The organism is Pseudomonas sp. dw_612, from assembly GCF_018449725.1.
In the GTDB taxonomy this organism is placed as follows: domain Bacteria; phylum Pseudomonadota; class Gammaproteobacteria; order Pseudomonadales; family Pseudomonadaceae; genus Aquipseudomonas.
The window spans coordinates 92,258-114,011 of sequence record NZ_JAAVVC010000013.1; the positions used below are offsets into that span (position 1 = coordinate 92,258).

The window sequence follows — 21,754 nt, forward strand, 5'->3', positions numbered from 1 at the left end:
AAGGTGACTGCAAAAACCCGCAGGGAGCCTGATGTGAACCTACTAGAAGAAAACCAATCCACCGACCTGGAAAAAATGGTCGGCCTCAGCCGTCGTGGTTTCATCAGCGCTGGCGCCCTCTGCGGTGCAGCAATGTTCCTCGGCGGCAACCTGCTGAGTCGCAGCGTGCTCGCCGCCAGTGTCAGTGCCGGCTCGAGCAAACTGTTGGGTTTCAACAGCATCGCCGCCGCCACGACCGACGCCATCACCCTGCCGCCGGGTTACAAATCCTCGGTGTTGATCAGTTGGGGCCAGCCTCTGCAGAAAAACGGTCCGGCCTTCGACCCCAGCGGCAACGGCACCGCCCAGGCTCAGGAAGTCCAGTTCGGTGACAACAACGACGGCATGAGCCTGTTCGAGTTTCCCGGTGAAAAAGACCGGGCGCTGATGGCGATCAACAACGAATACACCAACTACCGCTACCTCTACCCTCACGGCGGCATGCCGCAATCGGCGCAAGACGTGCGCAAGGCCCTGGCCTGTGAAGGTGTCTCGGTGATTGAAGTGCAGCGTCGCCGTGGCCAGTGGGAATTCGTCCAGGGCTCGCGCTACAACCGACGCATTCACGGTAACTCGACCTTGCGCTTCGGCGGTCCGGCCGCCGGTCACGAATTGCTCAAGACCAGCGCCGACAAGCACGGCAAGAAAGTCCTCGGCACCTTCCAGAACTGCGCCAACGGCAAGACGCCGTGGGGCACTTATCTGACCTGCGAAGAGAACTTCACCGATTGCTTCGGCAGCAGCAACGCCGAGCAAAAGTTCGATGCCGCGCAAAAACGCTACGGTGCCGTGGCCGCGAGCAAGGACATCAACTGGCACCAACACGACCCGCGTTTCGACTTGGCGAAGAATCCCAACGAGCTCAACCGTCACGGCTGGGTGGTGGAAATCGACCCGTTCGACCCGCAATCGACACCGGTCAAACGCACGGCTCTGGGCCGCTTCAAACATGAAAACGCCGCCCTGGCCGAAACCAACGACGGTCGTGCCGTGGTCTACATGGGCGACGATGAGCGCGGCGAATTCATCTACAAATTCGTCAGCCGCGACAAGATCAACCACCGCAACCCCAAGGCTAACCGCGAGCTGCTGGACCACGGCACGTTATATGTCGCGCGTTTCGACGCCGGCGACGGCAATGCCGATCACCCGAAAGGCCAGGGCCAGTGGATCGAACTGACCCACGGCAAGAATGGCATCGACGCCAGCAGCGGTTTTGCCGATCAGGCCGAAGTGCTGATCCACGCGCGCCTCGCCGCCAGCGTGGTCAATGCCACGCGCATGGACCGTCCGGAATGGATCGTCGTCAGCCCCAAGGACGGCCAGGTTTATTGCACCCTGACCAACAACGCCAAGCGCGGCGAAGACGGCCAACCGGTCGGCGGCCCGAACCCACGGGAGAAAAACGTTTACGGGCAGATCCTGCGCTGGCGCACCGACCGAGATGATCACGGCTCGAAAAGCTTTGCCTGGGATTTGTTCGTGGTCGCTGGCAATCCGGGCGTGCATGCCGGCACGCCGAAGGGCGGTTCGTCGAACATCACCCCGCAGAACATGTTCAACAGCCCGGATGGCTTGGGGTTCGACAAGGCCGGCCGGTTGTGGATTCTCACCGATGGCGATTCGAGCAATGCCGGTGACTTCGCGGGCATGGGCAATAACCAGATGCTCTGCGCCGACCCGGTCACCGGGGAAATCCGACGGTTCATGGTCGGGCCGATTGGTTGCGAGGTGACGGGGATCAGCTTTTCGCCAGATCAGAAGACGTTGTTTGTCGGGATTCAGCATCCAGGGGAGAACGGTGGCTCGACGTTCCCTGAGCATCTGCCGAATGGCAAGCCGCGGTCTTCGGTGATGGCCATTACCCGTGAAGACGGCGGGGTCGTCGGCGCCTGATCCGGCCTCTTCGCGAGCAAGCCCGCTCCCACATTGGATCTCCTGTGTGTCACAGGTAGTGTGAACACCAAAGATCCAATGTGGGAGCGGGCTTGCTCGCGAAGGCGTCCGCCCAGACAACACTCATCTCAAGCCCAAACACTATAGAAGCCCCGTCTGCGCTACCATGCTTGGCCGGACGCGGCAGCCTGCTGCGCGCAGGAGTCAGCATGGCCCACCCGTTTGCAACCCTCACCCCAGACCTCGTGCTCGATGCCGTCGAAAGCATCGGCTTTCTCAGCGACGCGCGCATTCTGGCGCTCAACAGCTACGAAAACCGCGTCTATCAAGTCGGCATCGAAGACTCCGAGCCGCTGATCGCCAAATTCTACCGCCCACAGCGCTGGACCAACGAAGCGATTCTCGAAGAACACCAGTTCACCTTTGAACTCGCCGAGTGCGATGTGCCGGTGGTCGCGCCGATGATTCACAACGGCGCCAGCCTGCATGAACACGCCGGGTTCCGATTCACCCTGTTCCCTCGCCGTGGTGGCCGCGCGCCGGAGCCGGGCAATCTTGATCAACTCTATCGCCTGGGCCAATTGCTCGGGCGCCTGCACGCCGTCGGCGCGACCAAACCGTTCGATCACCGCGAAGCGTTGGGCGTGAAGAACTTCGGACACGATTCGCTGAACACCCTGCTCGAAGGCAACTTCGTGCCGAAAAGCCTGCTGCCGGCCTACGAGTCCGTGGCCCGCGACCTGCTCAAGCGCGTGGAAGAGGTCTACAAGGCCACCCCACACCAGAACATCCGCATGCATGGCGATTGCCACCCCGGCAACATGATGTGCCGCGACGAGATGTTCCACATCGTCGACCTCGACGATTGCCGCATGGGCCCGGCAGTGCAGGACATCTGGATGATGCTCGCCGGGGATCGTCAGGAATGTCTCGGTCAGTTGTCGGAGTTGATGGACGGCTACAACGAGTTTCATGACTTCGATCCGCGGGAATTGGCGCTGATCGAACCGCTGCGCGCGTTGCGCCTGATGCACTACAGCGCGTGGCTGGCGCGTCGCTGGGATGATCCGGCGTTCCCGCATAGTTTTCCGTGGTTCGGCAGTGAACGGTATTGGGGCGATCAGGTGTTGGCGTTGCGCGAGCAGCTTTCTGCACTCAACGAAGAACCTCTGAAACTTTTCTGACACACCCAATCCCCCTGTGGGAGCGGGCTTGCTCGCGAATGCGGTGGGTCATTCGGCAAATATGTTGACTGACCCACCGCATTCGCGAGCAAGCCCGCTCCCACATTGGCCCGCGACCATTCCTGCAAATCTCCTTACAATCCCCCCTTTGTTAGCTGCCTAAGCAAGGATTCTGCATGCAAGCCGCCAACCCGCGTCGCGGGTACATCCTGGGTCTGAGTGCCTACATCATCTGGGGACTTTTCCCGCTTTACTTCAAAGCCATCGCCTCGGTGCCGGCCGTAGAAATCATCATCCACCGGGTGCTCTGGTCCGCGCTGTTCGGTGGCTTGCTGCTGATGGTCTGGAAACATCCAGGCTGGTGGCAAGAGTTGCGGGATAACCCGAAACGCCTGGCGATCCTGGCCCTGAGCGGCACGCTGATCGCGGCCAACTGGCTGACTTACGTCTGGTCGGTGAACAACGGCCGCATGCTCGAAGCCAGCCTCGGTTACTACATCAATCCGCTGGTGAACGTGCTGCTGGGCATGCTGATCCTCGGCGAACGGCTGCGGCGCATGCAATGGCTGGCGGTGGGGCTGGCGGCGGTGGGCGTGGCACAGCAGGTGTGGCAGGTCGGCAGTCTGCCGTGGGTATCGCTGGTGCTGGCCCTGACTTTCGGCTTCTACGGGCTGATCCGCAAACAGGCGCCGGTCAAGGCGTTGCCCGGGCTGGTGGTGGAAACCTGGATGCTGGTGCCGATTGCCGTGGCCTGGTTGCTGTTCAATCCAGCGGCAGCCAGCGCGCAACCGGCGTTCTGGACCACGTCTGAGGCTTGGTGGCTGGTAGCGGCCGGTCCGGTGACCTTGGTGCCGCTGGTGTGTTTCAACGCGGCTGCGCGGCATTTGCCCTACACCACGCTGGGATTTCTCCAGTACCTGGCGCCGACACTGGTGCTGCTGCAAGCCGTGCTGCTGTTTAACGAACACTTGTCGTCCAGCACCCTGGTGGCGTTCATGTTTATCTGGGCGGGCCTGGCGATTTACAGCGTCGATGCGGTGATCAGCATGCGTCGTCGCAGCTGATCAGAAAACGTACAAACCTCCACAGGCCACGTTCCGCGTGGTCTGCATCAATCCTTCCCAAGGTTATCCACAGCGTGATCCCCGGCGTTTGTGTGCAACTTGTTGAAACTGCTGGTTTTTTGATCAGATCCTGAAGAACCGCTGCCGGCGTGGCCTGGCGCGGTGTCTCTACAGGTTATCCACAGGCAGGTGCACGTATAACTTGGATAACCCTGAGTCAGGGATCGCTGCGCAGCACCAATTCAACCATCAAGTCATCGGCCAGGGTTTCCAGGCGCGATTGCAGCACATCCAAAGATAGAGTCAGCGGCACCGCGAGAATCGCTTCGGCGTGGAACAGCGGCTCGCTGCTCATCGGCGCCGGGCGCACTTCGGTGACCAGACGCTCCAGATTCACCCCCTGCTCGCTCAACAGCCGAGTGATATCGCGCACAATGCCGGGCCGGTCATTGCCCACCAACTCCATGGCGATCGGCTTCCAGGTGCAGGATTGTTCGATGCCGCTTTCAGCAATCAATACGCGAATGCCATGGGTGGACAACGCTTGCAGGGCATCGACCAATTCGTCGTAGGCTTCGGCCGGCACGCCGACCCGAAGAATCCCGGCAAACTGCCCGGCCATGCGCGACATGCGGCTTTCCAGCCAGTTGCCGCCATGTTCGGCAATGCATTGGGCAATGCGCTCGACCTGCCCTGGCTTGTCCGGTGCGAATACGGTGAGTACGAGGTGGTCCATGGCGCAGCCCTCTTTTGTTATAGAAAAAGAAGTATAGGCAAGGGTTGTTTCGGCGCTGAATTGGCTGACGTCTTCGCGGGCAAGCCTCGCTCCTACAAGGGATTGCGTAACCCTGTAGGAGCGAGGCTTGCCCGCGAATGGGACACCACCGACATCCCTGCAAAAACACAAATCGTGTACAAGTTTTTATATTTAACTGGAACAATCCAATAGTTTTTTGAGAACATCCCGTTCCCCGACATGACTGCAATGCGTCATGGGGTCGCAGAACGACGTAATTAGTCTAATTTTCACAAGCGCAATTCATCATGTAGTATGCCGCAGCGCGCACTACATAACGTTGGATCGATGTCTGCCCAGGCGCCGTCGCAACCCTGAAAGCCCTGTCAGCAAGGCCTCAAGCCGTTGATTGGACCAACCCCAGCCGCCCGCAATGGCATGTACTGGTAGACGGGTTTGTGGTTTAAATGGCCAGAGGCTTCATTGTCAAAATTGAAGAGCTGAAAAGCGAAATAGCTGAGCAGAGTGAGGCAAGCAATGACTGAACACGTTCAAGTCGGTGGCCTGCAGGTCGCCAAAGTCCTGTTCGACTTCGTGAACAACGAAGCCATTCCCGGTACCGGCCTCACCGCCGATAAGTTCTGGGCCGGTGCCGATAAGGTCATTCATGACCTGGCGCCGAAGAACAAAGCCCTACTCGCCAAACGCGATGATTTCCAGGCTCGTGTCGACGGCTGGCATAAAGCCCGCGCCGGTCAACCACACGACGCCGTGGCCTACAAAGCCTTCTTGCAAGACATCGGTTATCTGCTGCCAGAAGCGGCCGATTTCCAGGCAACGACGCAAAACGTCGATGACGAAATCGCCCGCATGGCCGGCCCGCAACTCGTGGTGCCGGTGATGAACGCGCGCTTCGCGCTCAACGCCTCGAACGCCCGCTGGGGTTCGCTGTACGACGCGCTCTACGGCACCGACGCCATCAGCGAAGCGGACGGCGCGGAAAAAGGCAAAGGCTACAACAAGGTGCGCGGCGACAAGGTTATTGCTTTCGCCCGCGCCTTTCTCGACGAAGCGGCGCCATTGGCCGCCGGCACTCACGTCGATTCCACCGGCTACAAGATCGTTGACGGCAAACTGGTGGTCGCCCTTAAAGGTGGCAGCAACACCGGCCTGCGCAACGACGCCCAGTTGATCGGTTTCCACGGCGACGCCTCGGCACCGACCGCGATCCTGCTGAAAAACAACGGTCTGCATTTCGAAATCCAGGTCGACGCCAGCACCCCGGTCGGCCAGACCGACGCCGCCGGCATCAAAGACATCCTGATGGAAGCCGCGCTGACCACCATCATGGACTGCGAAGACTCCGTCGCCGCTGTCGATGCCGATGACAAAGTGGTGATCTACCGCAACTGGCTCGGCCTGATGAAGGGCGATCTGTCGGAAGAAGTCTCCAAGGGCGGTCAGACGTTTACCCGCACCATGAACGCCGACCGCACCTACACCGGCGTCGATGGTCAGGAACTGAGCCTGCACGGTCGTTCGCTGTTGTTCGTGCGCAACGTTGGCCACTTGATGACCATCGACGCGATCCTCGACAGTCAAGGCAACGAAGTGCCCGAAGGCATTCTTGATGGTCTGGTGACCTGCCTCGCGGCGATCCACAGTCTGAATGGCACCAGCTCGCGCAAGAACAGCCGTACCGGCTCGGTCTACATCGTGAAGCCGAAGATGCACGGCCCGGAAGAAGCTGCGTTCACCAACGAGCTGTTCGGGCGCATTGAAGACGTGCTCGACCTGCCGCGCAACACCCTGAAAGTCGGGATCATGGACGAGGAACGCCGCACCACGGTCAACCTCAAGGCCTGCATCAAGGCCGCCAGCGAACGCGTGGTGTTCATCAACACCGGTTTCCTCGACCGCACCGGCGACGAAATCCACACCTCCATGGAAGCCGGCCCGATGGTGCGCAAGGCCGACATGAAGGCTGAGAAATGGATCGGCGCCTACGAGAACTGGAACGTCGATATCGGCTTGAGCACCGGCCTGCAAGGTCGCGCCCAGATCGGTAAAGGCATGTGGGCCATGCCCGACCTGATGGCGGCGATGCTCGAACAGAAAATCGCACACCCATTGGCCGGTGCCAACACCGCTTGGGTTCCGTCGCCGACCGCTGCTGCGCTGCACGCGTTGCATTACCACAAGGTTGACGTGTTCGCCCGTCAGGCTGAACTGGCCAAACGTGCGCGCGCATCGGTGGACGACATTCTGACCATCCCGTTGGCCGTCAATCCGGACTGGACCACAGAACAGATCAAGAACGAACTGGACAACAACGCCCAGGGCATTCTCGGTTACGTGGTGCGCTGGATCGACCAGGGCGTGGGTTGTTCGAAAGTGCCGGACATCAATGACGTCGGCCTGATGGAAGACCGTGCGACGCTGCGAATCTCCAGCCAGCACATCGCCAACTGGCTGCGTCATGGCATCGTCACTGAAGATCAGGTCATGGAAAGCCTCAAGCGCATGGCGCCGGTGGTTGACCGCCAGAACGCCAATGACGCGCTGTACCGTCCGCTGGCACCGAACTTCGACAGCAATATCGCCTTCCAGGCGGCGGTCGAACTGGTGATCGAAGGCACTAAGCAGCCGAACGGCTACACCGAGCCGGTTCTGCACCGTCGTCGTCGCGAGTTCAAGGCTGCCAATGGCCTGTAACTGAGCGCTGATGCCGGACAAAAAAAGGCCCTGATCTTCGGATCAGGGCCTTTTTGTTTGTGAATGCGTTCCCCTGTGGGAGCGGGCTTGCTCGCGAAGGCGGTGTGTCAGCAAACTTCTACATCGACTGACACTCCCTCTTCGCGAGCAAGCCCGCTCCCACAGGGAATGTGTAGCGCTGTCGAATTTGAGCTACGGCTCCATCCCCAACTCATGTTTCACCAGTTCCAGCAACTTGCCGGTATCCACAGGCTTGAGCAGAAAATCCACCACGCTCAAATGCATCGCGGCGATCGCGTCCTTCACGTCGGCATCGCCGGACACAATGATAATCGGCATCGCCGCCCGGACCGACTCACGCACTTGGCGGATCAAGTCCAGGCCATCCACATTCCCCATCCGCAGGTCAGTAATCACCAGACCAATCGAAGGTGTTGTGTCCAATAGCTTGAGCGCGGTTTCGCCACTGGCGGCGGTCATGCAGCGTACGCCGTCCAGACCCAGGATTTCCGATAGCAGCTCCCGGGCATCCTTGTCGTCATCGACGATCAACACCCGCTGCGGCGGAAGATCAGGTTCCAGCATGATCGCACTGAGCGCCTCGCGCTCGGCGTCACTCAAAATATCGTGGTCGGACATGGCTTTCTCTACGTTTTCAATTCGATCCCCTAGCACAGTGGTCAGACATCGCTAAGCAGAGCTTCAATGTGCACTTCGTCGGAAATATTTCATAGAGGCCAATTGAGAGGTTTATCGCACAGTTTGTGCAGGACCTCTCTGAAATATAGACAAATTCTGCGACTACCTAGACTTACGTCCAATGGGCACCCCGCCCGCAGGGGCCGACCATGCTTGAACGACCCGACAACAACAATTCAAAAAGACTGCGGTAATAGTGATGAGTAAAGCGGACGCCTTCACCCTGGCAGGGAAAACCGCGGTATTGCAGAACATCCAGGGCACCTTGCAATTCCTCCAGCGTTTCCCGCCCTTCAATCAAATGGAACACGCCCACCTGGCCTACCTGGTGGAGCAATGTCAGCTGCGTTTTTATGCGCCCGGCGACAGCATCATCAAACCTGCTGACGGCCCGGTTGAGCATTTCTACATCGTCAAGCAGGGCCGAGTGGTGGGCGAACGTCCGCACACGGCCAAGGGCGGCACCGAAACCACCTTCGAAATCACCACCGGCGAGTGTTTCCCCCTCGCCGCGCTGCTCGGGGAGCGGGCAACCCGCACCGAGCACCTGGCCGCCGAAGACACCTTCTGCCTGCAACTGAACAAACTCGCGTTCATCAAGCTGTTCGCGCTCTCCAATACCTTTCGCGACTTCGCGCTGCGCGGGGTCAGCAGCCTGCTGGATCAGGTCAACCAGCAAGTCCAGCAAAAAGCCGTGGAAACCCTCGGCACGCAATATTCCCTGAACACCCGGCTGGGCGAACTGGCCATGCGGCATCCGGTGACATGCAGCCCGGCCACACCGCTGCGTGAAGCCGTGACCCTGATGCACGAGCAGCAGGTCGGCAGCATCGTGATCGTCGACGAGCAGAAAGCGCCGCAGGGGATTTTCACCCTGCGCGACCTGCGTCATGTGGTGGCGCAAGGCACCAGTGATTTCAACGAAGCCATCGAACGCCACATGACCCGGGCGCCGTTTTTCCTGACGCCGGATCACAGCGCTTTTGACGCGGCGATTGCCATGACCGAACGGCACATCGCCCACGTCTGTCTAGTCAAGGATCATCGCCTGTGTGGCGTGGTGTCCGAGCGCGATCTGTTTTCCCTGCAGCGGGTCGATCTGGTGCACCTGGCGCGGACCATCCGCAGCGCGCAGAAAGTCGAAAACCTGGTGGCGATGCGCGGCGAGATCGGGCAATTGGTGGAGCGCATGCTGGCCCACGGCGCGTCCTCGACCCAGATCACCCACATCATCACCCTGCTCAACGACCACACCGTGTGCCGGGTGATCGAGCTGACCCTCGCCGAGAAAGGCGACCCTGGCGTGCCGTTCAGTTGGCTGTGTTTCGGCAGCGAAGGCCGGCGCGAGCAGACGCTGCACACCGATCAGGACAACGGCATTCTGTTCGAAGCCCGGGACGCCGCGCACGCCGCCGAGATTCGCGGCAAGCTGCTGCCCATCGCCCAGCAGATCAACCACAGCCTGGCCCTCTGCGGCTTCACCCTGTGCAAGGGCAACATCATGGCCGGCAACCCCGAGCTGTGTTTGTCCCGCGCCGAGTGGGCGCGGCGGTTCGCGGCGTTTATTCGCGAAGCGACGCCGGAGAACCTGCTGGGTTCGAGCATTTATTTCGACTTGCGGGTGGTCTGGGGCGACGAGCAAGGCTGCGAGCAACTGCGTCGAGGGATTCTCGATCAGGTCGCGGATAACCGCTTGTTCCAGCGAATGATGGCCGAGAACGCGTTGCGCAACCGTCCGCCCGTAGGACGATTCCGTGAGTTTGTGCTGGCGCGCAAGAATGGCGAGAAAGCCACGCTGGATTTGAAAGTCCAGGGCCTGACGCCGTTTGTCGACGGTGCCCGATTGCTGGCCCTGGCTAATGGCATCGAAGCCAACAACACCCAGGAGCGCTTTCGGCAACTGGTGGATAAAGAAGTCATCGACCGACTGGACGGTGCGGCGTACGAAGAGGCGTATCACTTCATTCAGCAAACCCGCATGCAGCAACATCAGCTACAGACTCGGGAGAATTTGCCCTACTCCAACCGCGTCGATCCCGACAGCTTGAATCATCTGGACCGCCGCATCCTGCGTGAATCCCTGCGCCAGGCCCAACGCCTGCAAAGCAGCCTGACCCTGCGATATCAGCTATGAGCCTGTTTTCATGGCTGCGCCCGGCAACCCCGCTGCTCCCGGAGGATGTGCAACAGCGTTTGCAGCGCTTGCCGATTGGCGCTGAGCTCGGCGAATGCAGCCTGCGCGAGCAGCGTTGGGTGGTGCTGGATCTGGAAACTACCGGACTGAACCTGAACAAGGATCGGGTGTTGTCGATCGGCGCCGTGGTGATCGAGGACGGCGCGATCGATTTCAGCCAGCAATTCGAACGCACGCTGCAATGCGTCGATCTGAAACTGGCACCGAGCATGTTGATCCATGGCCTGGGGCCCAGCGCGATTGCCGCCGGCAGCGATCCGGCCGAGGCGCTGCTGGAGTTCATGGAGTTCCTCGGCGACAGTCCGGTGCTGGCGTTTCATGCGCCATTCGATCAGCACATGCTCGGGCGCGCGCTGAAAGATCATTTGGGCTACAAGTTGCAGCATCCGTTCCTGGATGTAGCCGACATCGCACCGCTGCTCTGCCCGCAGGCGAATTTCCGCGAGGCCGGGCTGGATGAGTGGATTGACTGGTTCAAGCTTGAAGTGTTCGAGCGGCATCACGCCAGTGCCGATGCGTTGGCCACGGCGGAGCTCGCGCTGATTCTGTTCAGCCGCGCGCGGCAGCAGCAGATTCATAGCCCGTTGAATCTGCAACAGCGGATCAGCCAGTGGAAGCGGCGGCAGCGGGCGCCTTCGTTCTGAAATTGTGGTGAATGCAAGAGCCACCCCTCACCCCAACCCTCTCCCCAAGGGGGAGAGGGGAAAGGGAGCCGATCTTCAAGCTTTTCAAAACCTGAGTTCGACTCGGGCTCTCAGGTCGATGTAGCTCAAATAGACACCTCGGTCAGTCCCCTCGCCCCTCTGGGGAGAGGGTTAGGGTGAGGGGGCGATCCCAAGTCGTACTCACAACCTGACTTCCCGCAGCCACCCGACCAGCGTTAATTGCTTACCTCCCCCACCTCTGACACAATCGCGAACTATTCTCGTTAGTTAACACTTCCCAATCGGTGATGCTACGTGTCGTCAGTCCAAGGCCCCCACAGCGAGCTCGTCGGTGCGTTATATCGCGACCATCGCGGTTGGCTATTGGCCTGGCTGCGACGCAATGTGGCCTGCCCGCAACGGGCCGAAGACCTGAGCCAGGACACCTTTGTCCGCCTGCTCGGGCGTGACGAACTCAAGGAACCGCGTGAACCCCGGGCGTTTCTGGTGGCGATCGCCAAGGGCCTGCTTTTCGACTATTTCCGCCGCGCCGCGCTGGAACAGGCCTACCTCACCGAACTGATGCTGATCCCCGAAGGCGAACAACCGTCGGTGGAAGAACAGCAGATGATCCTTGAAGACCTCAAAGCCATCGACCGACTGCTCGGCAAACTCTCGACGAAGGCCCGGGCGGCGTTTCTCTATAACCGCCTCGATGGCCTGAGCCACGGCGAAATCGCCGAGAAACTCGGGGTTTCGGTGCCTCGGGTGCGTCAGTACCTGGCCCAGGGCATTCGCCAGTGCTACATCGCCTTGTACGGTGAACCGGTATGAGCCCGGCCAGTTCCAAACCGGTGTCGGCCCAGGTGCTGGATGCGGCGATTGCCTGGCAATTGTCCCTGGACTCCGGCAGCCCGATCGAGCGCGAAGAGTTCGCCAAATGGCACGCCGCCCACGAAGAACATGCCCGCGCCTGGCGCCAACTGGGCATGCTCGACCAACGTTTCAGCGTCGCCAGCGGCCCGGCCCGCACGGCGTTGCTGCAATCGCGCGAGAGCATTCGGCGGCGGGTGCGCAAGCTCGGCAGTGGTTTGGCCAGTGTGGTCGCGGTGATTGGCTTGGCGCTGTTCGCCGGTGACCGTTACCTGCCCATCGACTATTGGCTGGCCGACCAGCGCACCGCCACCGGCGAACAACGCACCCTGCGCCTGGCCGACGGCACCGTGATCAACCTCAATACCCACAGCGCGGTGGATGTGCGCTTCGATGAGAAGCAGCGGCGGATCATCCTTCAGGAAGGCGAAATCCTCGTCGAAACCGGGCATGGCGATGCCCGGCCATTTATCGTCGAAACCCGCGAAGGCAGCATGCGCGCGCTGGGGACGCGGTTCCTGGTCAAGCGCGAAGAAGAAGGCACGCGGCTGAGCGTGTTGAAATCGGCGGTGGCGGCGCATCCGCAATCGAGTCCCGAAGAACAGATCCTGCGCGAAGGCCAGCAAGTGCTGATGCGCAGCAACGGCCTGGGGCCGATCGTCGCGCTCAACCTCGGCGCCGACGCCTGGACCCGCGGCATGTTGGTGGTGGACAACGCGCGCCTGGAAGACCTGGTGCATGAACTCGGCCGCTATCGTCGTGGGCATCTGGGCGTGGCGCCGGAGATTGCCGACCTGCGGATCACCGGCAGCTTTCCGCTGCACGACACCGACAAGGCCTTGAGCGCGCTGCTGCCGACCTTGCCAGTGCAGATTGAACAGCACACGGCGTGGTGGGTGACGGTGGCGAAGGCTGACGTTAAGCCCTGAGTTCTGCGGCGTCTGTTCTGCCGCCTTCGCGGGCAAGCCTCGCTCCTACAGTTGTTGTGCCGACCGATGATTCGGTGAACGGCATAAACCCGGTAGGAGCGAGGCTTGCCCGCGAAGAGGCCCGCAGCCACACCGCAAATCACGAATCAAAATTATTTTCATCCAGCCCTATCACTTTTGGATTCTCGTTCGGCACCTAGGCAATTGAGAAGTATTCCCTTTCAGGAGCCGCTGTATGTCCCGTTCGCTCGACACCTTGTTGCGCCCCAGTTTGCTGGCGGTCGCCATTGCCTTTTGTGCCCCCCTGGCCAGCAGCCAACTGATCGCCGCCGAACAGGCGTCAAGCGTTCGCGCCTACAACTTGCCGGCCGCGCCGTTGGCCAGCACCCTGAACCAGATCGCCAGCCAGGCTGGCCTGGCGCTGTCACTTAATCCGTCCCTGGCGGCGGGCAAGACGTCGGCCCCGGTCAACGGCCAGTTCGACGCTACTGGCGCCCTGCGTGAAGCATTGCGCGGCACCGGTTTGCAACTGGAACAGAGCAGCACCGGCACCTACAGCCTGGTGGCCGTGCCCGAGGGCGTGATGGCGTTGCCGGAAACTTCCGTCATTGGTGTGCAAAATGCTGAAAGTGCCTGGGGCCCGGCGACCGGCTACCTGGCAACCCGCACGGCGGCTGGCACAAAAACCGACACTGCGCTGGTCGAAGCACCGCGTTCGATTTCCGTCGCCACCCGCCAGCAGATGGACGACCGCAGCGTGCACAGCCTGGATGACGCCGTGCGCTACATGCCCGGCATCACCGCCAGCAGTTTCGGCAGCGATACCCGTTCCGATTGGCTGCGGGTACGCGGCTTCGAACCCACTCAGTTCCTCGACGGTCTGCCACTGCCAAAAGGCGTGTATGCCAACCCGAAACAGGAAACCTGGAACCTCGACCGCCTCGCGCTATTGCGCGGCCCGGCCTCGTCCGTCTACGGCCAGACCCCGCCGGGCGGTTTGCTGGACATGGTCAGCCGCCGTCCAAGCGATGTGGCCAGCAGCGAAATCCAGGTGCAATACGGCAGCGACAATCACCGTCAGATCAACTTCGCCAGCACCGGCAAGATCGACGACGCCGGGCAGTTCCTCTACGGCATCAGCGGTGTGATCCGTGACAGCGGCACCCAGATCGACCATATCGATGACAAGCGCTACAACATCGCGCCCAGCCTGACCTGGAACATCGACGAAGACACCAAGCTCACCTTGCTCACGCAGTTCACCCGTGACGATACCGGGATCACCAGCCAGTTCCACTCGATCCAGGGCACCAAGATCAACATGCCGTTCGGCGAAATCTCCCACCACAAGAACCTGGGCGATCCGAACTACGAGTACTACGACCGCACCAATTACTCGTTGGGCTATGCCTTTGAACATCGCTTGAACGATGTCTGGCAGTTCCGCCAGAACCTGCGTTACACCAAATCGGACCTGTCCTTCCAGGCCATCACCGTCAACAGCTACAGCCCGCAATTTGCCGGTTTCTCTGTGGACGACCAGGGCAACACCGGGCGCGGCACCACCAATGTCGACGAGGACATCAGCCAGTTCGCCGTGGATAACAACTTCCAGGGCGACTTCGCCACGGGCGATATTCGCCACACCCTGCTGATCGGCCTGGATCACCAGCGCAACAACACCAATTACCTGTCGATCTTCGGCTCCGCGCCGGACGTCAACGTCAACCACCCGGTTTACGGATTGCCGATCACGCGCCCGGATCGTTCCACCGCGTTCTATGACTATGATCAGAAAACCCGGCAGACCGGCGTGTATGTCCAGGACCAAATGGCCCTCGACCAATGGCGCCTGACCCTGGGCGGCCGTGAGGATTGGGTTCACACCGGCACCAAGTTCTTCAACAAGGGCGATGCCACCAACACCGAGCGTGACAAGGCATTCAGCGGCAACGCGGCGATCAGCTATGTGTTCGACTCAGGCTTCGTGCCTTACCTGTCGTACGCTGAGTCATTCCAGCCCACCAGCAATGCCACCGCTTCGCCGACCGATTCGTTCAAGCCGACCGAAGGCAAACAGTGGGAACTGGGCATCAAATACCAGCCACCGGGCAGCAACACGCTGCTCAGCGCAGCCGTGTATGACCTGACCCAGAAAAACGTGGCGGTCACCACTACCGTGGGTAACGTGCCGATCACCAGCCAGTCCGGCGAAGTGAAGGTCAAGGGCCTGGAGCTGGAAGCGGTTTCCGACGTGACCGACAACCTGAAGATCATCGCCGCCTACACCCTGGCCAAGTCCGAAGTGCAGAAAGGTGACTTCAAAGGCAATCGCCTGCAACTGATGCCCAACCAGCAAGCCTCGCTGTGGGCCGATTACACCTGGCACAACGGCGTGCTGGACGGTTTCGGCATCGGCGCTGGCGCGCGCTACACCGGCAACACTTATGGCGACCAGGGCAACACCTGGCTGGGTAAGGCTGACGCCTACACCGTGTTCGACGCGGCCGTGCATTACGACTTGGGTCGTCTGGATAACAGCCTGAAAGGTGCGTCGCTGGCACTGAACGCCACCAACCTGTTCGACAAGGACTACATCTCGACGTGCGACAGTTTCTACTGCTACTACGGCGACCAACGCAGCGTCGTCGCCAGCGCCACTTACAAGTGGTAATCGCCTGACCTGACACGCGCTATGACCAAGCCGTCCTTCGAGGACGGCTTTGGTCTTTCTGAAGGCCAAGAAATGAAAAGCAAAACCATCCGCCGCTGGTCCTGCATCCACACGTGGACCAGCCTGATCTGCACGGTGTTCCTGCTGATGCTGGCCCTGACCGGCCTGCCGTTGATCTTCCACCACGAGATCGACCACCTGTTGGGCGATGCCGCCGAATTGAAGGTCATGCCGGCCGATACGCCACAGCTGAATTTGCAGCAGTTGGTGGCGGCTGCCGAGAAACATCGTCCGGGCGACGTCATGCAGTATTTCGGCTACGACGATGAAGACCCCAACGGCATGATCGCGATCATGGCGAAGACCGCCGGCACCGAGCCAAATTCGTCCCACACCTTCATGCTCGACGCCCGCACCGGCGAAGCGCTGGAGATGCCGTCGGCCAACGGTGGGCTGATGATGGTCATGTTGCGTCTACACGTGGACATGTTCGCCGGGCTGCCGGGCAAGTTGCTGCTGGCGTTCATGGGGATCCTGTTCGTGGCGGCGATTATCTCCGGGACGGTGCTGTACCTGCCGTTCATGCGCCGCTTGAAATTCGCCACCGTGCGCCAGGACAAATCCACCCGCCTGCGCTGGCTCGACCTGCACAACCTGATTGGCGTGGTGACCCTGACCTGGGCGCTGGTAGTCGGCGTGACCGGTGTAATCAGTGCCTGCGCCGACCTGCTGATCGCCGCGTGGCGCAACGACAGCCTGAGCGCGATGGTCGCGCCTTACCGCGATGCGCCGCCGCTGACGCAACTGGCGCCCGCCACTCGTTTGCTCGACATCGCCAAGGACGTCGCGCCGGGCATGCAACCGGACTTCATCGCCTTCCCCGGCACGCGTTTTTCCAGCGAACACCATTACGCGGTGTTCATGAAAGGCAGCACGCATCTGACCTCGCACCTGCTGACCCCGGTGCTGATCGACGCCAGTACGCTGAAGGTCACCGCCGTGGCCGAGCGCCCGTGGTACATGGACGCGATGGGCATGTCACAACCGCTGCACTTCGGTGACTACGGCGGCATGCCGATGAAAATCCTCTGGGCGACGTTGGATGTGCTGACCATCATCGTGCTCGGCAGCGGGGTTTATCTGTGGGTGGTGCGGCGCAGAGCGGCGAAACCGGTGCTCGCGAAAGTGGAGCGTGCGGCATGAAACCCAGGCAGTCGAACTTCTGGAAAGTCTTTGCGACGCCGACGGTGATTGCGCTGCTCAGTGCTGCGGGGTTGTTCTCCGCATTGCTGGGGGATGGGGTTTGGGATGCGTTGAGCTGGCTGGGCCTGGGCATCCCCGCCGCCCTGGCCCTGCGCGGCTTACTGCAACGCCGCTGACTTCCAGGGCAATACAAACCCCCTGTGGGAGCGGGCTTGCTCGCGAAGGCGTCGTGTCAGTCGACATTGATGTTGAATGACACACCGCATTCGCGAGCAAGCCCGCTCCCACAAGGGTTCGGTGTACGTTTCTGGTATTGAGCTATCGAACCAACACGCTATGCTGCCCCGCACTGCCACCGACCGAGACGCTGCCATGTCCGCCCCGAGCATGACCCTGTTCTACAACCCAGCTTCGCCCTTCGTTCGCAAAGTCACGGTGCTGTTGCACGAGACCGGTCAGACCGACCGCGTGGCCCTGCAACTCAGCCAACTGACGCCGGTCAGCCCGGACCTGGCGCTCTGCGAAGACAACCCGCTGGGCAAGATTCCGGCCCTGCGCCTGGCCGATGGCAATGTCATCCATGACAGCCGGGTGATCCTCGACTACCTCGATCACCAGCATGTCGGCAATCCGCTGATCCCGCGCGACGGTTCGGCCCGCTGGCGGCGCCTGACCCTGGCCTCCCTGGCCGACGGGATCATGGATGCTGCGGTGATGATTCGCTACGAACAAGCCCTGCGCGCCCCGGTGAAACACTGGGACCAGTGGCTCGACGGCCAGCGCGAGAAGATTCGCCGTGCCTTGGCGCTGCTGGAAACGGAGGCGATTGCCGAGCTGACCAGTCACTTTGATGTGGCGGCGATCAGCGTGGCGTGTGCCTTGGGTTACCTCGACTTGCGCCATCCGGACCTGGAATGGCGCGCGGCGAATCCGAAGCTGGCCGAGTGGTTTTTTGAGGTGAGTCAGCGACCATCCATGTTGGCCACGATGCCCAAGGTTTAGATCTTCATTGGTTGGGCTGACCTCTTCGCGAGCAAGCCCGCTCCCACATTTGATCGGTGGTTTGCACATATTTTGTGTTCACAGGAGATCCCTTGTGGGAGCGGGCTTGCTCGCGAAGGCACCACACCGGATCCAGAGGAAACAACCCGAAAATCAGCGTCGCCAACACCTCTCCTTCCCGCTGATCCTCGCGCAACCCCAACGACCGGCTCATTCCACCGCTCCAATATCAAACGCCAATGGCTTGGTAGTCTTCGGCCCAATCCCGTACCAGTCGAGCTTGCGGGTCAGCACCATGAACACACCGAGCAGCCCGAACAGCAACAGCGAGCCCATCAGCAGCGCGTAATCCTCGGCACTCAACAAGCCGTAGAGCAAACCGTACAGCGCCGCCAATCCCGCCGAAAAACTCAAGCCGTGGCGCACGCTGCGCAGCACGTGGCAGACATAGAAGCCGATCAGCAACACACAACCGCTCGCCGACAGCAGATACGCCAGGGCAAAACCGATGTGCTCGGACAGCGACAGCAATAACAAGTAGAAGAACGCCAGGGCCACACCGACCAGCGCGTATTGCACCGGGTGCACCGCCAGGCTTTTCAGCACTTCGAAGAGGAAGAAACCGGCGAAGGTCAGCACGATGAACAGCAGCGCATATTTGATCGCCCGATCGCTTTTCAGGTATTGGTCCACCGGGTCGATAAAGCTCACGCCGAAGCTGCGGCCGTTAAACGCTTCACACCCAGCGCCGGACGCACAGCTGCTCAACGCTTCTTGCAGGTTGGTGGAGAAAAACGAAGTCTGCCAATTGGCGGTAAAACCCTGATCACTGACTTCACGCTGGGCCGGCAGGTAGTTGCCGATGAAGCTGGGGTGCGGCCAGTTGGCGGCGAACGAGACTTTGCTGGTCTTGCCCACCGGCAACACTTGCAACTGACCGGTGCCTTGCAAACGCAGGTCGAAACCGAAGCCCAATTCCGTGGCTTGCTTCGCATCCAGCGCCGGCAGCATGACATGCACGCCTTCGCCCAAAAACCCGACCTGGCTGCCAGGCACGAAGTCCAGGCGCTGGCTATCGAGTTCCAGTTTCAGCGCGTTCTCGATGCCGCGAATGTCGCTGATGCCGACGGCCAGGAAGGGTTGGTCGAACTGGTAGTCGGCGAAGTCTTCCTTGATGCCGAGTTGTTCCGGGATCGAGAAATGGCCGCTGATGCGGTTATCGGCGTGGAACAGCCGCGCTTCGTAAATACCCCGGGAACGCAGTTCGGTCTGGACGTTGCCATCCAGTTCAAAACGCTCCGGCAGGAAATACAAACGACCCCGCTCTTCGCCGACTTCCTGGTAACGCTCGTTGGTTTTTTCGTTGAGCTTCCAGGTGCGCACCACTTTGCGATACGGCACCACCATCAACGGCCCGCTCAATTGCTGGCTGTAGCTGGAACTGCGAGCGATGTCTTCGAGCACACCATCGCGCAATTGCTGACGGTCCTGGATCACACCGTTGATCATCAGCAACGGGATCAGCAATAACAGAATCAGTAGGGCAATCGCCCCGAGTTTTAGGGTCAGGTTGCGGTTCATGTGGGTCTCTCCCTGTTCGAATGAGGGAGAGTCTGGGTTCGGTGTGTGGGGGTTTTGTGGGGGGAATGTGGAGAGTGTGTGGAGTTGGAAAAAGATCGCAGCCTTCGGCAGCTCCTACAGGGAAACGCGGTCGGCGTAGGAGCTGCCGAAGGCTGCGATCTTTTAACGGCCTGAAGGCAAGCGCAACGTCACTTCAACGCCACCCTCGACATTGCCGACGCGCAAACTTCCGCCATGCAACTTAACCACCTCTTCCACGAAGTTAAGCCCCAAACCTGTACTTTTCCGCCCACTGTCCGGCCTCGGCAGCGAATAAAACCGCTCACTCAAGCGCGGCAACGCATAGTCGGGAATCGCTTCAGCCTGATTGAACAACCTGAACTCAATCCACTCGCCAACACGCTCGGCGCTAAAACGCAAAACGCCCTGAACCGGTGTGAAGTCCAAGGCGTTCTCCAGCAGATTGCCCAACGCCTGACGCAACAAAAACGGCTCACCGACCAACACCAAATCTGCTGCAATCGTCTGCTCGACCCGCAACTGTTTGCCTTCGATCCGCGCCGCTTGAGCATCCAGCAGTTCACCCACCAACGCCGCCAACGGCACTTCAACCCGCTCTTCCAGACCTTGGCGTTGCTCAACCTGCGCCAAATTCAGCAACCGTTCGATCAGTTGCTGCATCCGCGCACTTTCGCTGTCTATGTTGCTGACGAAACGCTGTTGCTGGGCCAGCGGCATTTCACCTTGCAGCAGTTCCGCCGCGCCGCGAATCGCCGCCAACGGGCTTTTCAATTCGTGGGTCAAGGTGTGCACGTAGCGCTCGACGTAGGCCTTGCCTTCCAGTTGCGTGCGCATCTGCTCAACGGCTGTCGCCAGTTGCTCCAGTTCGCCGCCGCGATAATGCGGCACCTCGACCCGGCGCCCCTCGCTCACAGCCTGGGCATAAGCGGTCAACCGTCGCAACGCCGCGCTCAACCACCAGGACAACAATGCGCCGAACAACAGGCCGAGGCCGATCAACCCGGCGCCGTAGGCAAACAAGCGCCGCTCGGTGCGATCGACGTAAGGCTGCAAGGAGCTGTTGGGTTTGGCCACGGTCACCACGCCGATAATCTGGCCGTTGTCGCGGATCGGCGCGCCAACGTGCATCACCGAGGTGCTCGCGTCGTTGGAATCGCTGCGGGTCGAGCGCGCACCGTATTCGCCGCGCAGGGTCAGGTAGACGTCGTTCCAGCGCGAGTAATCCTGACCCACCGCCACGCCGCTGGAATCCAGCACCACGATGCCTTTGGCGTCGGTGACGTAGATGCGGTGGCTGACCTGATTTTTCGACAAACCCCAGATGCTCGCCTTCGGTTGCCGCTCGCCGTAGGCCTTGAGCAGTTGCGGCCAGCGATTCTGGTTGAGGGTGCCGGCCTTGAAGTCGTCGCGCAGGATTTCGGCCATCAGGTTGGCGGTGTCCACCAGGGTTTCTTCGGTGGACTGACGCACGCCGGGGCGAATTTCCTGCATCACGGTGTTGAGCACGAAGTAACCGGTCAGGCCGATGAACAGCACGTAGACCAGAAAGATCCGGATGCCCAACGCCATCAGCTATGCCCCGGACTGTAGCTGTAGCCGAGGCCGCGATGGGTCTGGATCGGTTCGGCGTCGGCCTGCACCAGGCGCAGTTTGGCGCGCACGCTCTTGATGTGGCTGTCGATGCTGCGTTCGTAGCCGGCATCGGCGGCCACGCCCAAGGCGTCGAGCAGTTGCTCGCGACTGAACACCCGTTCGGGCTGTTCGAGCAGGCATTGCAGCAGACGGAATTCGTGGCGAGTCAGGCTCAGGGATTGGCCGCGATAGGTGATCTGCACCCGTTCGCTGTCGATGCGAAACAGTGCCGATGTCACCTCGGGCGCCAGACGGGGCGCCATGCGCTTGAGGATCGCCCGGACCCGCGCCGCCACTTCCCGAGGACTGAACGGCTTGACCACATAGTCATCGGCGCCGATCTCCAGGCCCACCACCCGGTCGATTTCGGCGTCCCGGGCACTGAGGAAAATCACCGGCACCTCGCTGAAACGGCGCAGTTGCTTGCAGGTTTCGAAGCCGCTGATGTCCGGCAGGCCTATGTCGAGAATGATTAGGTCGGCGGGGGTCTGGCGCTGATGCTCAAGCGCAGCCGCGCCGAGGCTCACCCATGTGGTAGTGAAGCCTTCGCCTTGCAAGGCAAAAATCAACGTGTCGGCAATGGCCGCTTCGTCTTCGACAATCAGGATATGAGGCATGGTGTCCGAGCACGGCAGTTAAGTTGCGCAACGGTGGCCCAAGCCTCTCAT

Annotated in this window: 17 protein-coding genes and 2 pseudogenes; 14 read left to right on the forward strand and 5 right to left on the reverse strand. The window is 60.7% G+C overall.

Annotation, left to right across the window (positions count from 1 at the left end; all coding sequences use genetic code 11):
• The first annotated feature begins 33 nt into the window (after nt 1-33).
• The 3 genes from HB680_RS19965 to rarD all read left to right on the forward strand — a co-directional run bounded on the left by HB680_RS19965 (nt 34) and on the right by rarD (nt 4,183).
• Nucleotides 34-1,935: an alkaline phosphatase PhoX gene (locus HB680_RS19965; RefSeq protein ID WP_213940243.1), complete on the forward strand. Its 1,902-nt coding sequence runs from the start codon at nt 34-36 to the stop codon at nt 1,933-1,935.
• Between the two features lie 209 nt (nt 1,936-2,144).
• Nucleotides 2,145-3,119 carry a serine/threonine protein kinase gene (locus HB680_RS19970; RefSeq protein WP_213940244.1) on the forward strand — a complete coding sequence of 325 codons (975 nt, stop codon included), beginning with the start codon at nt 2,145-2,147 and terminating at the stop codon, nt 3,117-3,119.
• A 176-nt stretch (nt 3,120-3,295) separates the two neighbouring features.
• The gene (gene rarD / locus HB680_RS19975; protein WP_213940245.1) at nt 3,296-4,183 is read left to right on the forward strand and encodes an EamA family transporter RarD; all 888 of its coding nucleotides are present in this window, start codon (nt 3,296-3,298) and stop codon (nt 4,181-4,183) included.
• A gap of 217 nt (nt 4,184-4,400) precedes the next feature.
• Here rarD and HB680_RS19980 read toward each other — a convergent pair whose 3' ends face one another.
• Nucleotides 4,401-4,919, reverse strand: coding sequence for a glycine cleavage system protein R (locus tag HB680_RS19980; RefSeq protein WP_192416792.1), 519 nt, complete (start codon nt 4,917-4,919; stop codon nt 4,401-4,403).
• A 537-nt stretch (nt 4,920-5,456) separates the two neighbouring features.
• Between HB680_RS19980 and HB680_RS19985 the strand changes: the two genes are divergently transcribed.
• Both HB680_RS19985 and HB680_RS32880 read left to right on the forward strand, forming a co-directional pair.
• Complete coding sequence (locus tag HB680_RS19985) at nt 5,457-7,634, forward strand: malate synthase G (protein ID WP_213940246.1); 2,178 nt, start codon at nt 5,457-5,459, stop codon at nt 7,632-7,634.
• Between the two features lie 63 nt (nt 7,635-7,697).
• A pseudogene (locus HB680_RS32880) lies at nt 7,698-7,799 on the forward strand (metal ABC transporter ATP-binding protein); the annotation flags it as partial.
• A 27-nt stretch (nt 7,800-7,826) separates the two neighbouring features.
• On the opposite strand, the gene HB680_RS19990 reads toward HB680_RS32880, so the two are convergent.
• Nucleotides 7,827-8,273, reverse strand: coding sequence for a response regulator (locus HB680_RS19990; protein WP_213940247.1), 447 nt, complete (start codon nt 8,271-8,273; stop codon nt 7,827-7,829).
• Between the two features lie 259 nt (nt 8,274-8,532).
• Here HB680_RS19990 and HB680_RS19995 point away from each other — a divergent pair, with 259 nt between their 5' ends.
• The 9 genes and pseudogenes from HB680_RS19995 to HB680_RS20030 all read left to right on the forward strand — a co-directional run bounded on the left by HB680_RS19995 (nt 8,533) and on the right by HB680_RS20030 (nt 17,852).
• Complete coding sequence (locus HB680_RS19995) at nt 8,533-10,467, forward strand: putative nucleotidyltransferase substrate binding domain-containing protein (protein ID WP_218627748.1); 1,935 nt, start codon at nt 8,533-8,535, stop codon at nt 10,465-10,467.
• Complete coding sequence (locus tag HB680_RS20000; protein WP_213940248.1) at nt 10,464-11,171, forward strand: 3'-5' exonuclease; 708 nt, start codon at nt 10,464-10,466, stop codon at nt 11,169-11,171. The genes HB680_RS19995 and HB680_RS20000 overlap by 4 nt, the downstream gene beginning before the upstream one ends.
• Nucleotides 11,172-11,486: 315 nt before the next feature.
• Nucleotides 11,487-12,005, forward strand: a complete 519-nt coding sequence (locus HB680_RS20005) for an RNA polymerase sigma factor (protein WP_213940249.1) — start codon at nt 11,487-11,489, stop codon at nt 12,003-12,005.
• Nucleotides 12,002-12,973, forward strand: a complete 972-nt coding sequence (locus HB680_RS20010) for a FecR family protein (protein ID WP_213940250.1) — start codon at nt 12,002-12,004, stop codon at nt 12,971-12,973. Before HB680_RS20005 ends, HB680_RS20010 begins: the two co-directional genes overlap by 4 nt.
• Before the next feature lie 235 nt (nt 12,974-13,208).
• Entirely contained in the window at nt 13,209-15,647 is a 2,439-nt protein-coding gene (locus tag HB680_RS20015; protein ID WP_213940251.1) for a TonB-dependent siderophore receptor, read from the forward strand.
• A 72-nt stretch (nt 15,648-15,719) separates the two neighbouring features.
• Nucleotides 15,720-16,850 (forward strand): PepSY-associated TM helix domain-containing protein, encoded by a 1,131-nt coding sequence (locus tag HB680_RS20020; protein ID WP_213940252.1) that lies wholly within the window; start codon nt 15,720-15,722, stop codon nt 16,848-16,850.
• The gene (locus HB680_RS20025; RefSeq protein WP_213940253.1) at nt 16,847-17,026 is read left to right on the forward strand and encodes a hypothetical protein; all 180 of its coding nucleotides are present in this window, start codon (nt 16,847-16,849) and stop codon (nt 17,024-17,026) included. Before HB680_RS20020 ends, HB680_RS20025 begins: the two co-directional genes overlap by 4 nt.
• A gap of 24 nt (nt 17,027-17,050) precedes the next feature.
• Nucleotides 17,051-17,140, forward strand: a pseudogene (locus HB680_RS32885) (metal ABC transporter ATP-binding protein); the annotation flags it as partial.
• Between the two features lie 82 nt (nt 17,141-17,222).
• Nucleotides 17,223-17,852, forward strand: a complete 630-nt coding sequence (locus tag HB680_RS20030; RefSeq protein ID WP_213940254.1) for a glutathione S-transferase — start codon at nt 17,223-17,225, stop codon at nt 17,850-17,852.
• A 210-nt stretch (nt 17,853-18,062) separates the two neighbouring features.
• Here HB680_RS20030 and creD read toward each other — a convergent pair whose 3' ends face one another.
• The 3 genes from creD to creB all read right to left on the reverse strand — a co-directional run bounded on the left by creD (nt 18,063) and on the right by creB (nt 21,703).
• Nucleotides 18,063-19,433, reverse strand: a complete 1,371-nt coding sequence (gene creD / locus HB680_RS20035; protein ID WP_213940255.1) for a cell envelope integrity protein CreD — start codon at nt 19,431-19,433, stop codon at nt 18,063-18,065.
• A gap of 162 nt (nt 19,434-19,595) precedes the next feature.
• The gene (gene creC / locus HB680_RS20040) at nt 19,596-21,023 is read right to left on the reverse strand and encodes a two-component system sensor histidine kinase CreC (protein WP_213940256.1); all 1,428 of its coding nucleotides are present in this window, start codon (nt 21,021-21,023) and stop codon (nt 19,596-19,598) included.
• Entirely contained in the window at nt 21,023-21,703 is a 681-nt protein-coding gene (gene creB, locus HB680_RS20045) for a two-component system response regulator CreB (protein ID WP_213940257.1), read from the reverse strand. Before creB ends, creC begins: the two co-directional genes overlap by 1 nt.
• Nucleotides 21,704-21,754: the final 51 nt, after the last annotated feature.

What these genes read in the sequence shown, in the direction of transcription:
- HB680_RS19970 (WP_213940244.1), top strand. Translation starts at nt 2,145, where the DNA reads ATGGCCCACCCGTTTGCAACCCTCACCCCAGACCTCGTGCTCGATGCC.
- rarD (WP_213940245.1), top strand. Translation starts at nt 3,296, where the DNA reads ATGCAAGCCGCCAACCCGCGTCGCGGGTACATCCTGGGTCTGAGTGCC.
- HB680_RS19980 (WP_192416792.1), bottom strand. Translation starts at nt 4,919, where the DNA reads ATGGACCACCTCGTACTCACCGTATTCGCACCGGACAAGCCAGGGCAG.
- HB680_RS19985 (WP_213940246.1), top strand. Translation starts at nt 5,457, where the DNA reads ATGACTGAACACGTTCAAGTCGGTGGCCTGCAGGTCGCCAAAGTCCTG.
- HB680_RS19990 (WP_213940247.1), bottom strand. Translation starts at nt 8,273, where the DNA reads ATGTCCGACCACGATATTTTGAGTGACGCCGAGCGCGAGGCGCTCAGT.
- HB680_RS19995 (WP_218627748.1), top strand. Translation starts at nt 8,533, where the DNA reads ATGAGTAAAGCGGACGCCTTCACCCTGGCAGGGAAAACCGCGGTATTG.
- HB680_RS20000 (WP_213940248.1), top strand. Translation starts at nt 10,464, where the DNA reads ATGAGCCTGTTTTCATGGCTGCGCCCGGCAACCCCGCTGCTCCCGGAG.
- HB680_RS20010 (WP_213940250.1), top strand. Translation starts at nt 12,002, where the DNA reads ATGAGCCCGGCCAGTTCCAAACCGGTGTCGGCCCAGGTGCTGGATGCG.
- HB680_RS20015 (WP_213940251.1), top strand. Translation starts at nt 13,209, where the DNA reads ATGTCCCGTTCGCTCGACACCTTGTTGCGCCCCAGTTTGCTGGCGGTC.
- HB680_RS20020 (WP_213940252.1), top strand. Translation starts at nt 15,720, where the DNA reads ATGAAAAGCAAAACCATCCGCCGCTGGTCCTGCATCCACACGTGGACC.
- HB680_RS20025 (WP_213940253.1), top strand. Translation starts at nt 16,847, where the DNA reads ATGAAACCCAGGCAGTCGAACTTCTGGAAAGTCTTTGCGACGCCGACG.
- HB680_RS20030 (WP_213940254.1), top strand. Translation starts at nt 17,223, where the DNA reads ATGTCCGCCCCGAGCATGACCCTGTTCTACAACCCAGCTTCGCCCTTC.
- creD (WP_213940255.1), bottom strand. Translation starts at nt 19,433, where the DNA reads ATGAACCGCAACCTGACCCTAAAACTCGGGGCGATTGCCCTACTGATT.
- creC (WP_213940256.1), bottom strand. Translation starts at nt 21,023, where the DNA reads ATGGCGTTGGGCATCCGGATCTTTCTGGTCTACGTGCTGTTCATCGGC.
- creB (WP_213940257.1), bottom strand. Translation starts at nt 21,703, where the DNA reads ATGCCTCATATCCTGATTGTCGAAGACGAAGCGGCCATTGCCGACACG.